At 69.5% G+C, this 12,947-nt stretch carries 16 protein-coding genes and 1 pseudogene; 15 read left to right on the forward strand and 2 right to left on the reverse strand.

Annotated elements, in window-relative coordinates:
- Positions 1-199: 199 nt before the first annotated feature.
- From LXN57_RS43180 to LXN57_RS48465, 11 genes and pseudogenes are all read left to right on the forward strand, one after another.
- The gene (locus tag LXN57_RS43180) at positions 200-490 is read left to right on the forward strand and encodes a carboxymuconolactone decarboxylase family protein (protein WP_251804111.1); all 291 of its coding nucleotides are present in this window, start codon (positions 200-202) and stop codon (positions 488-490) included.
- Between the two features lie 41 nt (positions 491-531).
- Positions 532-999 (forward strand): hypothetical protein, encoded by a 468-nt coding sequence (locus LXN57_RS43185; RefSeq protein ID WP_251804112.1) that lies wholly within the window; start codon positions 532-534, stop codon positions 997-999.
- A complete protein-coding gene (locus LXN57_RS43190) occupies positions 996-1,931 on the forward strand; it encodes a V-type ATPase subunit (protein WP_251804113.1) in 936 nt (311 codons plus the stop codon). The genes LXN57_RS43185 and LXN57_RS43190 overlap by 4 nt, the downstream gene beginning before the upstream one ends.
- Positions 1,918-3,333, forward strand: a complete 1,416-nt coding sequence (locus LXN57_RS43195) for a V-type ATPase 116kDa subunit family protein (RefSeq protein ID WP_251804114.1) — start codon at positions 1,918-1,920, stop codon at positions 3,331-3,333. The genes LXN57_RS43190 and LXN57_RS43195 overlap by 14 nt, the downstream gene beginning before the upstream one ends.
- Positions 3,318-3,743, forward strand: coding sequence for an ATP synthase subunit C (locus LXN57_RS43200; RefSeq protein ID WP_251804115.1), 426 nt, complete (start codon positions 3,318-3,320; stop codon positions 3,741-3,743). Before LXN57_RS43195 ends, LXN57_RS43200 begins: the two co-directional genes overlap by 16 nt.
- A gap of 2 nt (positions 3,744-3,745) precedes the next feature.
- The gene (locus tag LXN57_RS43205; protein WP_251804116.1) at positions 3,746-3,964 is read left to right on the forward strand and encodes a V-type proton ATPase subunit F family protein; all 219 of its coding nucleotides are present in this window, start codon (positions 3,746-3,748) and stop codon (positions 3,962-3,964) included.
- Positions 3,961-4,476: a hypothetical protein gene (locus LXN57_RS43210; protein ID WP_251804117.1), complete on the forward strand. Its 516-nt coding sequence runs from the start codon at positions 3,961-3,963 to the stop codon at positions 4,474-4,476. The genes LXN57_RS43205 and LXN57_RS43210 overlap by 4 nt, the downstream gene beginning before the upstream one ends.
- Positions 4,473-4,556: pseudogene (locus LXN57_RS48460) on the forward strand (hypothetical protein); the annotation flags it as partial. The gene LXN57_RS43210 and the pseudogene LXN57_RS48460, both read left to right, overlap by 4 nt.
- A gap of 110 nt (positions 4,557-4,666) precedes the next feature.
- The gene (locus LXN57_RS43215; RefSeq protein WP_285904745.1) at positions 4,667-6,019 is read left to right on the forward strand and encodes a V-type ATP synthase subunit B; all 1,353 of its coding nucleotides are present in this window, start codon (positions 4,667-4,669) and stop codon (positions 6,017-6,019) included.
- A 31-nt stretch (positions 6,020-6,050) separates the two neighbouring features.
- Positions 6,051-6,638, forward strand: a complete 588-nt coding sequence (locus tag LXN57_RS43220) for a V-type ATP synthase subunit D (protein WP_251804119.1) — start codon at positions 6,051-6,053, stop codon at positions 6,636-6,638.
- Positions 6,635-7,072, forward strand: coding sequence for a universal stress protein (locus LXN57_RS48465; protein WP_369077306.1), 438 nt, complete (start codon positions 6,635-6,637; stop codon positions 7,070-7,072). Before LXN57_RS43220 ends, LXN57_RS48465 begins: the two co-directional genes overlap by 4 nt.
- Here LXN57_RS48465 and LXN57_RS43225 read toward each other — a convergent pair.
- Positions 7,043-7,564, reverse strand: coding sequence for a hypothetical protein (locus tag LXN57_RS43225; protein WP_251804120.1), 522 nt, complete (start codon positions 7,562-7,564; stop codon positions 7,043-7,045). The genes LXN57_RS48465 and LXN57_RS43225 overlap by 30 nt on opposite strands.
- A 338-nt stretch (positions 7,565-7,902) precedes the next feature.
- On the opposite strand from LXN57_RS43225, the gene LXN57_RS43230 reads away from it, so the two are divergent.
- From LXN57_RS43230 to LXN57_RS43245, 4 genes are all read left to right on the forward strand, one after another.
- Entirely contained in the window at positions 7,903-8,265 is a 363-nt protein-coding gene (locus LXN57_RS43230) for an SPW repeat domain-containing protein (protein WP_251804121.1), read from the forward strand.
- A 157-nt stretch (positions 8,266-8,422) separates the two neighbouring features.
- On the forward strand, positions 8,423-8,920 hold the full coding sequence (locus LXN57_RS43235; RefSeq protein ID WP_251804122.1) for a nitroreductase/quinone reductase family protein: 498 nt from the start codon (positions 8,423-8,425) through the stop codon (positions 8,918-8,920).
- 35 nt (positions 8,921-8,955) lie between these two features.
- Positions 8,956-9,426 carry a GyrI-like domain-containing protein gene (locus LXN57_RS43240; protein ID WP_251804123.1) on the forward strand — a complete coding sequence of 157 codons (471 nt, stop codon included), beginning with the start codon at positions 8,956-8,958 and terminating at the stop codon, positions 9,424-9,426.
- On the forward strand, positions 9,426-11,876 hold the full coding sequence (locus LXN57_RS43245; protein WP_251804124.1) for a glycoside hydrolase family 94 protein: 2,451 nt from the start codon (positions 9,426-9,428) through the stop codon (positions 11,874-11,876). Before LXN57_RS43240 ends, LXN57_RS43245 begins: the two co-directional genes overlap by 1 nt.
- A gap of 53 nt (positions 11,877-11,929) precedes the next feature.
- Here LXN57_RS43245 and LXN57_RS43250 read toward each other — a convergent pair whose 3' ends face one another.
- Complete coding sequence (locus tag LXN57_RS43250; RefSeq protein ID WP_251804125.1) at positions 11,930-12,868, reverse strand: CE1 family esterase; 939 nt, start codon at positions 12,866-12,868, stop codon at positions 11,930-11,932.
- Positions 12,869-12,947 lie beyond the last annotated feature (79 nt).

Consider the following 12,947-nt stretch of genomic DNA (forward strand, 5'->3'; position numbering starts at 1 on the left):
AAGATGATCACGGGGCGCTACAGGGGGACGATGACCCGTCGATGGAGGTCCAACGGCCGCACCGCGATCCAGGGTGGGCTGCCCATGATGGAAGTCGATCGACGAGATATCGGAGAGGTCTGATGTCATGAGCCACGGCAAAGTGGTACGCGACGAGCTCCGAGGACTCACCCGTACTCTGCGACATGCCATCCCTGAGGTGTATCGCGGCTACAAGGAACTGCACGATGCCGCTCTGGCTGCGGGCGCGCTGGACGCCAAGACCAAAGAACTGATCGCGCTGGCGATCGCGGTGAGCAAGGAATGCGATGGCTGCATCGCCGCCCACGCCCATGCCGTCGTGCGGCAGGGTGCCACCCCGGCGGAAGCCGCCGAGGCGATCGGGGTCACCTTCCTGATGAACGGCGGCCCGGCGACTGTCTACGGGGCCCGAGCCTATGACGCCGTCCTCGAATTCCACGAACAGGCCGAGCACGAGAAGGCCGCCTGACGCGTGGTCGGAGCACCGTAGGTGCCGGAAGGAGCGCTGCCATGCCGGGTCTTCGTGATCTGCTGAGCAGATTCCGGGCAGCCGGTGCACCAGGGGCGCCCGGCGCAGCCGGGATGCCCGTCGACCTGCGTACCGGCGTGACCGCGGAACTCGAACCGGTCTTCGCCGCGTTGGCCGCGACCACGGCCGAGTGTGAACGCCGGCGAGCCGCCGGCGCCACCGAGGCCGACCTCCGTGTCGATGAGGCCCGCCGGCGGGCGGCGGCGATGATCTCGCAGGCGGAAGGTGCGGCGCAGGCCGCACGTGCGACCGAGGCGGCGCGGGTGCACGAGCTCGCCCGGACAGCTCTGGTGGCCGTCGAGGGGGAGTCCCGGGCGGCCGCCGAGGAGATTGCCCGTCGCGCTGCGGACCGGCTTCCGGGCCTGGTGCGTGAAGTGGTGGAAACGGTCCGGCGTGACATCGCAGCGCTCGAGAACGAGGACGGTGCCCGGACCGGAGCGATCCCATGACCGCGGGGTGGGTCGCCGGAAGCGTCCGGGCCACCGCGATGGCTCGCCGGCGGCTGGGTGCCGTCGCCGCCCGTGAACTGGCCACCTGCCCGGGGCTTCCCGCGGCGCTGGAGGTCCTGGCCCGCTCGCCGTACGGGCGAGACGTCGGACCCGCCGACACGCTCGCCTCTGCCGAACGGGCGGTGGAGGCGACGACGTTGTGGAACCTGCGGGTCCTGGCCGGCTGGCTGCCCGCCGAGGGCGCCGGATTGTTCCGGCTGCTGGCGGGCTGGTTCGAGATCGCGAACATCGACGAGCACCTGTCGGGTTTCGCGGCCGATCCGCTCGAAGCCGGCGTGCCGCCGTTCCGGCTGGGCAGCCTCGCCACTGCCTGGCCACGGCTGTCCAGGACCAGCTCGCCCGCTGAGCTGCGTGCCGCACTCGCCGCCTCGGCGTGGGGTGACCCCGGCGCCGATACACACCGGGCCATCTCGACGTGGCTGCGGATCTCATGGGCGACCCGCGTCAGCGCTGACATCGAACCGGCCCGTCCATGGGCGGCAGGCGCCGTCGCGCTGCTCGTGGCGAGGGAGCTTGTCGCCACTGGGAATCCTCGCCCTGGCGTGGGCACAGCGGCCGTGATCGGTCGGCTGCTGGGCGCCGGATGGTCCGGGGCGACCGGCTTGGCCGACCTCGCCCGACGGTTGCCCGTATCGGCCCGTTGGGCCCTGGACGAAGTGACGGACCCGTCAGACCTGTGGCTGGCGGAGATCCGATGGTGGGCCCGGCTGCGTCGTGACGGCACAGCGCTCGCCTTGCATCCCGCGTTCGGCCGCCGGCGACCACTGGGCGCGGCCGTGGTCCTGGCCGCCGATGCCTGGCTCGTGACCGCCGCGCTGGAACTGGCGGCACGCGGCGGCGCCGATCGGGAGGTGTGGGATGCGTTGGCGTAACCTGCTGAGCACGCCACCGATGACCAGGGTGGCGGTAGTGGCACCACAGTCGTACCTGCGGCAGGTTCTCGTCCGGGTGGCCGACGCCGGAGTGATCGAGTTCGAACGCACCCTGGCACCCGGTGACGCCGCAACCGGCGAGGCTGCGCGACGCCTGCGACGCTCGGCCGATCCGGCCGGCCCGGCCCGGCTGGCGGTGGACGGACCGAACCTTGACCGGTGGGAACAGGCCGGGCGCACGGACCTGCTGGCCGGTGAGGCCGAGCTGGCCGGATACTGCGCCGAAGCGGTGACTCGTGGAAATGTCGCGGCTCTGCTCGGCTGGGCGCCGTCGGATCGGGTGTCCGCGGTGGCGGCCCGGCTCGCAGACGTCGGGGGCGCCGTAGCGCCGTTGCCGTCACCACGCGGCATCCAGCCACCGACGGCGACCGCACCGGGCACCGTACGAGCGGAGCTCTCCCCACTGGTGAGCACGTACACCACCGTGCCGTACGCAGACGTTGATCCGACCGTTCTCGCCGGGTTGGCGTACGTGGTGATGTTCGGCGCGATGTTCGGAGATGTCGGGCACGGCGCCCTGCTGGTGCTCGGCGCGCTCCTGATTCGTCGGGGCCGGCCGCAATGGCTGGCCAAGCTGCAGACGTACTGGCGGTTCATCGCCGGAGCGGGCCTTTCCAGCTTGCTGTTCGGCCTGCTGTACGGCGAATGCTTCGGTCCTACCGGGCTGGTGCCCACCCTCTGGCTGGCGCCGGCGGAACACCCCGTGCCGCTGCTGCTGGCCGGGGTCGGTCTCGGCGCGGTGCTGCTGGCGGGCGCGTACGCTCTGGGCACCGTCAACCGAATCCGTGAGAGCGGTTGGCTGGTGGCCCTGACCGCACCGTCCGGCCTGGCGGGCAGCGCGCTGTCCCTGGCCGCCGGTTTGGCCGTGCTGAGCTGGTACCTGTCGGTGGAGTGGCTCGTCCCGGTGGCCGGCCTACTTGCCCTGACCAGCCTCGTGCTCGTCTTCACCGGACTGCTGGCCGAGGCCGGCGGTGGTGCGTCCGGTGTGGCTCAGGCCCTCATCGAGACGTTCGACGTGGTGATCCGCCTCGGCTCCAACACCGTGTCGTTCGCGCGCCTGGCCGCGTTCGGACTGACCCACGCGGTGCTCAGTGGCATCGTCTGGGCCGCCACAGCCGGCTTGTGGCAGCGCGGAGCCGCCGGAGCGGTGGCCGCGGTCATCGTCTTCACGACAGGCAACGCCTTGGCGTTCTCGCTGGAGGCCCTCGTGGCTGGTGTACAGGCACTGCGGCTGGAGTACTACGAACTGTTCTCACGCGTGTTCCAACGACAGGGCCGGCCGTTCCGGCCCTGGCACGTACCCACCGAGACGATCGGAGAAGCGTCATGCTCACCTGGCTGATCGCACTGCCGGCCCTGATCGGTGGTGCTGCGTACGCGCTGGTGCTCATGCGCCGCCGCGGCCGTAGCGGCATGCGGATCCGGGCCGCGACCAACGCGGCCATGATGGTGGTCGCCGCGGTGCTGTCCGCGGTAGCGCTGACTGCCGGCCCGGCGACCGCGGCGCCGATCACGGCGGCCGCGCCCGATGTCAGCACCGGCGGTGGCATGGCGTTACTCGCCGCGGCGATCGCAGTCGCGGGCTCCTCCATCGGCGCCGCGATCGCGGTGGCCTACACCGGCGCGGCTGCCCTCGCCGCGATGAGCGAGCGACCCGAGCTCTTCGGCCGGGCCATGGTGATCGTCGGGCTCGCCGAGGGCATCGCCATCTACGGCCTCATCGTGTCGATCATTCTGATCGGAAAGGCGTGACCATGAGCCAGGTCGCGGTGATCGGTGCCCGGACGGCCGTCCAGGGGTACGGACTCGCGGGCGCGCTGGTCCGCGTCGCCGAGGACCCCGAGGCCGTACGGCGTAGGTGGTCGGAGCTACCCGCGGGCATCGCAGTCGTGGTGTTGACCGCTGCAGCCGAGACGGCATTGCGCGGGCAACTCGACGCCGATGACGGCCCGTTGATCGCGGTGATGACATGACTGTGCGCGTGGACGACGTGGCCGAGGCGCTGACCCCGGTCCGGGCCTCGTTGCTGGCGGCCGCCCAGCGCGACGTGGACGCGCACAACGCGCAGGCGCGGGCGCAGGTGGCTGAGACGCTGGCCGTGGCCGGCCGCCGGGTGGACGGCATCCTGACCGCGGCACGTGAAGCCGGCATCGCGGACGCCGAGGCGGCACTGGCGATCGAGCGGTCCCGGGCGCGGCGCGCGGCACGCGCCCGTACGCTCCAGGCCCGTCGTGAGGCCTATGACGAGCTGCGCCGGCAGAGCCGGCAGGCCGTCCTCCGAATCCAGGACGAGCCCGGGTACGCCGTCGTCCGCGAGACGCTGACCGCGGTGGCACACCGCCTGCTCGGACCGGACGCCGAAGTCGTGGAAGCGGAAGGTGGCGGGGTCATCGCCCGCTCGGGAGCCCGCCGCGTCGATCTCTCGCTGATCGCGTTCGCCGAGCGCGCCGTGGACACGGTCGCGGCGGGAGCCGAGGAGCCATGATCACCGGTACGGTCCGCCGCGTCAACGGTCCGCTCGTCGAAGTGGACGGGTTGAGCGGCGCCGGCATGGCGGAGCTCGTCGAGATCGGCAGTCGCCGCTTGCCCGCGGAGGTCGTTTCGATGTGTGACGAGACCACCGGCCCGGGGACGGACACGGTGACGCTTCAAGCCTACGAGTACACCGGTGGCATCTGCCCCGGAGATGCGGTGCGGGCACTGGGCCGGCCGGCTGGGACGAATTCGCCCGGATCAGGATGCCTACCGGTGAAATCCGGCACGCCCTCGTCCTGGAGGTCGACCGTGACCTGGCGGTCGTCCAGGTGCTGGAGGGCACCGGCGGAATCCAGAGGGTCGGCACTTACGCCACCTTCGACGGCAGTCCGCTGCGCGTCCCGGTCGGTGCGGGGTGGCTCGGCCGCGTCTGCAACGGCCGCGGCGAGCCGATGGACGGTGGGCCACCGGTGTTCGCCGCGCGGTCCGCGCCGGTCAACGGCCATCCTCTCAACCCGACCATGCGGGAACCACCGACCGATCCGGTCCTGACCGGGGTGTCGGTCATCGACGGTCTGACGACGCTGGTGCGCGGGCAGAAGCTGCCCGTGTTCTCGGTCGCGGGCCTGCCACACCTGGAGCTCGCCACCCAGATCGCCGCCCAGGCCACTACCGGCGGTGAGCCGTTCTCTGTCGTCGTCGCGGCGATGGGCCTCACCCACGCCGACGCTGCAGCCGTCCGCGACGGACTCGAGGAGCGCTCCGCCGCCGGTGAGCTCGCCCTGTTCCTCAACACCGCCGACGATCCGGTGGTCGAACGCATCCTGGTGCCGCGCATCGCTCTGACCGTGGCCGAGCACCTGGCCTTTTCCCTCGGCCGGCACGTCCTCGTGGTGATGGCCGACATGACCAGCTACTGCGAAGCGGTACGCGAAGTGTCAGCGGCCCGGGGCGAGGTTCCGGCACGGCACGCCTATCCCGGATATCTCTACAGCGACCTGGCCTCGCTGTACGAGCGCTGCGGCCGCATCCGTGGTGTCCCAGGCTCGGTCACTGTGCTGCCGATGCTCACCATGCCCGGCGGTGACATCACGCACCCGATACCGGATCTCACCGGGTACATCACCGAGGGTCAGGTCGTGCTCTCCGCCGGCGCGTCGGCCCATGGCGTGTACCCGCCGGTCGAGCCCTTGTCGTCGCTGTCCCGGCTGATGCGCCACGGCGCCGGGCCCGGCCGGACCCGTGAGGATCATCTTGACGTCGCCGCCCAGTTGCTGGCTGCCCTCTCCCGGGCCCGTCAGGTGGGGGAGCTGGCCGAACTGGTCGGCGCCGCGGCGCTGAGCGCGACCGATCGGCAGTATCTCGCGTTCGAGAGCGCGTTCAGCCGCGACTTCGTCGATCAGCGTACTGATGAAATCCGCAGCATCGAACAGACTCTCGACCGCGCCTGGCGGGTCCTGTCGCTGCTCCCGCGCCGGGAGCTGACGATGGTGACGCCGGCTCTGCTCGATGCTCGTCACGTGCCGTTGACCGGCGGCGACGACCATGGCTGACCTGCGGGTTCCGCCGGGCCGAGCAGGCCGGATGTGGCTCGGCGAACGCCTGAGGACAGCCCATCGTGCGGCCACCTTGCTTGATCACAAGGCGCACGTCCTGCGCAGGGAGCGGGAACGCCTCACCCTGGTCGCGGACCGGACCCGCGCGAAATGGGCCGCGACGCAGCACGAAGCGGATCGGTGGCTCACGCGCGTAGCCGTGATGGGGGGACAGCGCGAGATCCGGTTCGGTAACGCCGACCAGCTCACCGAGGTGAATGTCACCTGGGATGCCGTCATGGGAGTGCGCTACCCCAGTGATGTCGTCTGCATTCTGCCGAACCAATCGATCACAGCGCGAAGTCCGGGAAGTGCAGCGCTGACGGAGGCCGCCACTGCTCACCGGCGTGCGCTCCGGGCGGCCGTAGAACATGCTGCGGCCACAGCGGCATGCCGGATCCTGGAGACCGAGATGCGGGAGACCCGAAGGCGCTTGCATGCGATTTCCGACCGATGGATCCCGCGTCTCGAGTCCGCGCTCCGGAGCCTCACCGAACGACTGGACGAGGACGAACGGGCCGAAGGGGTTCAGCTGCGATGGGCGGCCCGACGCACGGGATCGGAGCGTGCTTCATGATCGCACGAATTCTGCTGGCAGCCGACGACTCCCCGGCGGCCCTCGCGGCGGCCCGGTTGTGTGTGGAGCTCGCCGGGCATTGTGGAGCCTCCGTTCGGACCGTCGTCGTACGGACCGGCAGGGAGACAGAACCCGCTGGAGAGCCAACCGGTGACCCGGTACTGCGGTATGTGCGGCATCTCGCGGACAGCACCAGCGTGCCCTTCGAAGGGATCGTGGTAAGCGGGTCCGTGGTGCCGTCCATCCTCGAGCAGGCGCGAGCGTACGCCGCCGATCTGATTGTGGTCGGCCGGTCCGATATCAGGGGCACGGGCCGGCCGTACGTGGGTCACCACACCCGGCACATGTTGGAATTCGCTGATCAGCCGGTCGTGGTGGTCCCGTACACCGCGCCGTGCCGCGCCTCATGCGCTCCTGACGGTGGAGGCTCCTGAGATTGTGCCGGACGTACGCCGGTACTTGACGAAGGCCAGATAGGTCTCCGCCTGCCGCTCATTCTTCTCCTCCGACCGGCGGAGGGCCTGCGCCTGACCGGTGAGCCGCCAACGCCACAGGGCAGTCTTCTCAAGATTGCGATCGGTCATCCTCCGGTATCGCGGATCTCCGCCGGCAGCCAGCTTTCGAACCCGCTGGACTTCGCGGTTCAGACCCGCCTGCCACTGCTCATGCGCACGTTCAGCCTTGTGCAGGCCCGTTCGGGCCCGTTCGTTCCAGATCACGTCACAGTGCCGATAGCCGATCGGGATCGGCAGCGGCCAGTACTCCGGGTCGGCTGCGGCCGGCGCGATCAGGAAACCGGCGCACGGCACGACGCCGTCCGGGCGGGCCAGTGGACAGGCTCCCGTGGAGGAGGGACCGGGGCACACACGGACCCCCCTGCCGGTCGCCGGGTCCAGGATGCGAATCGAGCGCTTGGTCATGGCCATGACACAGCCTCCACTTCTCGTCCCTCACGGTAGCCGTGCGCCGCGGTCCTCAGCAGGGCCGTCCGTCAGCCCTCAGGAGTCTTCCGGCCATGAAGGTCCCCCCGGTCGCACCGCCGTTCGGCGTTCCACGAACGGGTCTCCAGCTCGTCCGCGGCGCGAGCAGAGGCCCCGATCTGCGGCCCAGCGGAGCGCGCGGGAGGGCCGCCCTGAACCCAACGGTCCCTCCAAACGGCTCACCGGCCGCCCACGGCATGGGCACGGGCCGTTCGGCCCTACTGGACAGCGGGCGTCAGAGGTGGACTTCTCATGTTGGTGCGAGCTAACAGGAGGTGACCGAAATGGCAATGGCGACCAAGCCGTGGCAGCGATGGCAGGACTGGATCACCACGGCAGCGGGCTTGTTCCTGGCGCTGTCGCCGATCTGGTTCGACGTCGATACCGCCGGCGCCTGGGGTATGGCGATCATCGGCGCGTTCACGGCCGTGTTCGGACTGATCGCTCTGTACGCGCCGGGTCTGATGGCTGACGAGATCCTCGCCATCGGCGCCGGTGTGGTGGCGTTCGTGGCCCCGTGGGTCTTCTCGTACAGCGATTACACCGAAGCGTCGTGGACCTCGTGGGTGGTGGGTGTGATCGTGGCTCTCGCCGGAGCCCTCGCACTGCCCGCCAGTCGCGCGGCACACCAGCCGGCAACCCGCTGACGACAACGCCACGCAACGACCCGTCCGGCGGGCGCGGAGCCCGAACCCCTCCCGTCCGCCGGGCGCCGTCTGAGCCGGAAGTTCTTGCCGAGACAGACACCCCACCACGTCGTATCGCGCCGATCAGGGCCGGAAGCGGTCGCTGAACCGTCACTCGATGGAGGACACCATGCCGCTGAAGCAGAAGGCGGGCCGGCCCTGGCTGCCACCCCGCTGGTTCATCCGCTTCGCCTGGACGTTCCATCGGACTCTGTACCGGGCGAGCGGTGGACGACTGGGACTGCGTCGCCCACGTCCTGGCCGGTGGGGGATGCTGCGGCTGACCACTGTCGGCCGCCGTACCGGTCGGCAGCGCGGCGTCATCCTCGCGTACTTCGAGGACGGCGGCGATCTGGTGACCCTGGCCATGAACGGATGGGGAAAGTCCGAACCGGCCTGGTGGCTGAACCTGCGCGACCACCCGGACGCCGCCGTGCAGGTAACGGATGGGCGGCGCCTGGTCCGGGCCCACGCCGCAGCCGGCGACGAACGGTCGAGGCTGTGGGCGCGCTGGCACGAGTACGACCCCGAACTGGACGCCTACGCGGCGCTGAGACCGACGGAAACCGCCGTGGTCGTGCTGGCGCCGCGGCCCGAGGCTCCTGACAAGAGCTGAGCTCTCAGCACGTCAACGCCGCGCGGAGGTGGACCATGACCTATCACATCGAAAGCCGGGTATTGACCGCTCAGAACACCGCGGTTGTCCGGGGCAGCATGCCGACCGAGCGGGTACCCGCGTGGATGGCCGGCGTCTACGAGCAGGTCAACCGCTACCTGACCGATCGGGGAATCCGGACGGATGGCCCTCCGTTCGCCCGGTACACCTTCCACGGGGGCGCCGTCGACGTGGAGGCCGGTTTTCCGGTCCTCGAACCGATACGCGACGGCGGACGCGTTGTCTCGTCGCGTTTACCCGGCGGAACGGCGGCAGTCACTACCCACTACGGGCGCTATGAGGATCTGGCTCTGGCCTACCAGGCGATCGCCGACTGGATGAAGGAGCGGGGGGTGGAATCAGCCGGGCCGCATTGGGAGGTGTATTACACGAACCCCGCCGCGCAGCCCGATCCGGCTACGTGGAGCACCGATGTGGTGATGCCGTACTGGGCCGGGAGAGGCTGATGCGCTACGGGCATTTCGACGACGAGCGTCGCGAATACGTCATCGACCGGCCGGACACGCCGCTTCCCTGGATCAATTATCTGGGCACCGAGCAATACTTCGGCATCGTCTCCAACACCGCGGGCGGCTACTCGTTCTACCGTGACGCCCGGCTGCGCCGCCTCACCCGGTACCGATACAACAATGTGCCGTTCGATGTCGGCGGACGGTACGTGTACGTGCGCGACGACGTCACCGGCGACTTCTGGTCGCCGGCATGGCAGCCCACGCGCAGCCCGCTGGACGACTACGAATGCCGGCACGGCCTGTCGTACACCCGGATCGCCGCCGCCCGCAACGGAATCCGTGCCGAGACGCTGTTCTTCGTGCCGCTCGGCGAGACGCTCGAGGTGTGGCGGGTCCGGATCACCAACGAGCGGGACACGACAGCCGAGCTCTCACTGTTCTCCTCGGTCGAATTCTGCCTGTGGGACGCGCAGGACGACGCGACGAATTTCCAGCGCAACTTCTCCACGGGTCAGGTCGAGGTGGTGGACGGAGTGATCTACCACAAGACCGAGTACCGGGAGCGGCGCGACCACTTCGCATACTTCGCGTGCTCGGAGCCGCTGGCCGGGTTCGACACCCAGCGGGAGACCTTCCTCGGGGCTTACCGCGGCTGGGATCGACCGGCGGCAGTCGAGCGCGGCGCGGCCTTCGACTCGGTCGCGCACGGCTGGGCGCCGATCGGCAGCCACCACGTACGGCTCGGGTTGGCGCCGGGGGAGACCCGTGAGGTTGTCTTCGTGCTCGGGTACGCCGAGAACCCGCGGACGGACAAGTTCGACCCACCCGGTTCACAGACGCTGAACAAGCGGAACGTACGGCCGGTCATCGAGCGCTGGCTGCGGCCGGAAACCGTCGCCGGAGGTTTCGCCGCGCTCGGCGCCTCCTGGGACCGGCTGCTGGGGGGCCTGCGCGTGACAACTCCGGACCCGCACACCGACCGGATGGTCAACGTCTGGAACGCGTACCAATGCATGGTGACCTTCAATCTGAGCCGGTCGGCGTCGTTCTACGAGTCGGGGATCGGCCGCGGCATGGGGTTCCGCGACTCCAACCAGGATCTGCTCGGGTTCGTGCACATGATCCCGGAGCGGGCCCGCGAGCGAATACTGGACATCGCCGCTACCCAGATGGCGACCGGCGGGGCGTACCACCAATATCAGCCGCTGACCAAACGCGGCAACGACGATATCGGAGCAGGTTTCAACGACGACCCCTTGTGGCTGGTGCTCGGGGTCTCCGCCTACGTCAAGGAGACCGGTGACCGGACGATCCTGGACGAGCCCGTGCCATTCGACAACGACCCCGGCAGCGAGGCGCCACTGTACGAGCACCTGCGTCGATCGCTGCGCTACAGCCAGGAACGGCTCGGCCCGCACCGCCTGCCGTTGATCGGGCGGGCAGACTGGAACGACTGCCTCAACCTCAATTGTTTCTCCGACACCCCGGGAGAGCCGTTCCAGACCACTGAGAACGTGAGCGGCGGGGCCGCCGAGTCGGTCTTCATCGCCGGGCAGTTCGTCTTTGCTGCCAAGGAACTGGCTGCGCTCGCCGAGCTTCAGCGGATGCCGGGGGATGCAGCTGAGTACCGCGCCGCTGCGGAGAAGATGACCGGCGCGATCGTGGAGCACGGCTGGGACGGCGCTTGGTTCCGCCGCGCGTACGACTTCCGCGGCCACCCGATCGGCTCGAGCGAGAACGACGAGGGACAAATCTTCATCGAACCGCAGGGTATGTGTGTTCTGGCCGGTGTCGGTCACGGCGACGGGCTGGCCGCGCGGGCGCTGAGAAGCGTCACTGAGCGGCTGGCCACCGCGCACGGCATCGTCCTGCAGCAGCCCGCGTACGCCGGCTACCGGATCGAGCTGGGCGAGATATCCTCCTACCCACCCGGGTACAAGGAGAACGCCGGCATCTTCTGTCACACCAATCCGTGGATCATGATCGCGGAGGCGATGATGAACAACGGCGATCGCGCCTTCGACTACTACCGCCGGATCAACCCGTCGATGCGGGAGGCGATCAGCGAGCTGCATCGCTGCGAGCCGTACGTCTACGCGCAAATGATCGCCGGCCCGGACGCGCCGACCCACGGCGAGGCCAAGAACTCGTGGCTCACCGGCACCGCCGCGTGGAACTTCGTCGCGATCACGCAGTGGATCCTCGGCATCCGGCCGGAGCTGACCGGGCTGCGCTTGGACCCGGTGCTGCCCGCGGATTGGACCGGCTTCCAGGCCACCCGTGCTTTCCGTGGCGCCACCTACGAGATCACAGTACGCAAGGTGGCCGGGACGGTCGGCCGGGTCTCGTACCTGGTCGTGGATGGCGAGCACGTGGACGGCACCATGGTGCCGTCCGCCGCTCCCGGCGCGGTGGTCAGGGTGGAAGCTGTCATCGAGGGCTGATTCCCCCCGTCCGCCGAGGTCGGATCTGTGCGGATGCCAGCGGATCGCGCCCGTTACCGAGCGCGTTTCGCCTGTGAGAGCAGGAAATCGGTCACAGCCGGAGCGAAGCCCGGTCCCAACTCGGGCACGTGCGAACCGTCGTTGATCGTCCATGCCTGAACGGTCGACCCGGCGGCGCATCCCTGCCTGTAGAAGCGTACCGACGTTTCGGTGGCCGGCAGATCGGTGACCAGGTCGAGGCCCTCAGCGTCGCGACCGGCTGTGGCGCAGCCGTTGTAGCTCACCCATTGGGCGACCGTGGTGGCCGCGGACGGATAACCGATGCCGTTGATGTCGCCGCCGTCGAACGCGACGGTCTCGTCGGCGGTGCTGTGGATGGCGAGCACACTCACCGGTTCGGCCGGCTGGCACCGCGAGGCGTCGTTCCAGCCGGCGCCGTTGAGGGAGGCGATCGCGGTGACCTGGTCGGCGTGATCGCACGCCATCCGGAACGTCATGAATCCGCCGTTCGAGTGGCCGATCAGGTAGACGCGTGCGCGGTCAATACGGTAGGCGTCCCGGATCGTGGAGATGAGCTCGCTGAGGTAGCGCGAGTCGTCGGGCTTCGGCTCGGCGAAGGCGCAACACGCGTCGGTGGCATTCCAGAGGTGCTCGCCCTGGTCATCGGTCGATCCATCGGGATAGGCGTAGACGAATCCACGCCTATCCGACTCGGGAGTGAGCCGCAGGTAGCTCTCCAGCTCCTTGGCGTCGGAGGTGTAGCCGTGCAGCGCCACCACCAGCGGGACGGACCGGCTCGAATCGTAGGAAGCCGGGACGTGCACCGTGACCGGCCGACCGGCGACCTCCACCGTGCGCGTGCCGCTCGCCGGCCACGCAGGCGGGGAGCTCGACGACGGCACCGGATCATTACCCGAACAGCAGGCGAGCATCACCGTGACCACCGCCGCGGCGGTCACGGTCCGGCCCGCCTGCCACCAGTTTCGAGCCATCACACCTCCCGAGCTGGGACGCGAACTCAGACTACGCGATTGAGGGCGAGAACCTCATCGAAGCTTTCGCCCACGGAGG

Source organism: Paractinoplanes hotanensis, from assembly GCF_023717965.1.
GTDB lineage: Bacteria > Actinomycetota > Actinomycetes > Mycobacteriales > Micromonosporaceae > Actinoplanes > Actinoplanes polyasparticus.

What these genes read in the sequence shown, in the direction of transcription:
- LXN57_RS43195 (WP_251804114.1), top strand. Translation starts at nt 1,918, where the DNA reads ATGCGTTGGCGTAACCTGCTGAGCACGCCACCGATGACCAGGGTGGCG.
- LXN57_RS43240 (WP_251804123.1), top strand. Translation starts at nt 8,956, where the DNA reads ATGACCTATCACATCGAAAGCCGGGTATTGACCGCTCAGAACACCGCG.
- LXN57_RS43225 (WP_251804120.1), bottom strand. Translation starts at nt 7,564, where the DNA reads ATGGCCATGACCAAGCGCTCGATTCGCATCCTGGACCCGGCGACCGGC.
- LXN57_RS43235 (WP_251804122.1), top strand. Translation starts at nt 8,423, where the DNA reads ATGGAGGACACCATGCCGCTGAAGCAGAAGGCGGGCCGGCCCTGGCTG.
- LXN57_RS43200 (WP_251804115.1), top strand. Translation starts at nt 3,318, where the DNA reads ATGCTCACCTGGCTGATCGCACTGCCGGCCCTGATCGGTGGTGCTGCG.
- LXN57_RS43250 (WP_251804125.1), bottom strand. Translation starts at nt 12,868, where the DNA reads ATGGCTCGAAACTGGTGGCAGGCGGGCCGGACCGTGACCGCCGCGGCG.
- LXN57_RS43230 (WP_251804121.1), top strand. Translation starts at nt 7,903, where the DNA reads ATGGCAATGGCGACCAAGCCGTGGCAGCGATGGCAGGACTGGATCACC.
- LXN57_RS43185 (WP_251804112.1), top strand. Translation starts at nt 532, where the DNA reads ATGCCGGGTCTTCGTGATCTGCTGAGCAGATTCCGGGCAGCCGGTGCA.
- LXN57_RS43205 (WP_251804116.1), top strand. Translation starts at nt 3,746, where the DNA reads ATGAGCCAGGTCGCGGTGATCGGTGCCCGGACGGCCGTCCAGGGGTAC.
- LXN57_RS43245 (WP_251804124.1), top strand. Translation starts at nt 9,426, where the DNA reads ATGCGCTACGGGCATTTCGACGACGAGCGTCGCGAATACGTCATCGAC.
- LXN57_RS43210 (WP_251804117.1), top strand. Translation starts at nt 3,961, where the DNA reads ATGACTGTGCGCGTGGACGACGTGGCCGAGGCGCTGACCCCGGTCCGG.
- LXN57_RS43190 (WP_251804113.1), top strand. Translation starts at nt 996, where the DNA reads ATGACCGCGGGGTGGGTCGCCGGAAGCGTCCGGGCCACCGCGATGGCT.
- LXN57_RS43220 (WP_251804119.1), top strand. Translation starts at nt 6,051, where the DNA reads ATGTGGCTCGGCGAACGCCTGAGGACAGCCCATCGTGCGGCCACCTTG.
- LXN57_RS48465 (WP_369077306.1), top strand. Translation starts at nt 6,635, where the DNA reads ATGATCGCACGAATTCTGCTGGCAGCCGACGACTCCCCGGCGGCCCTC.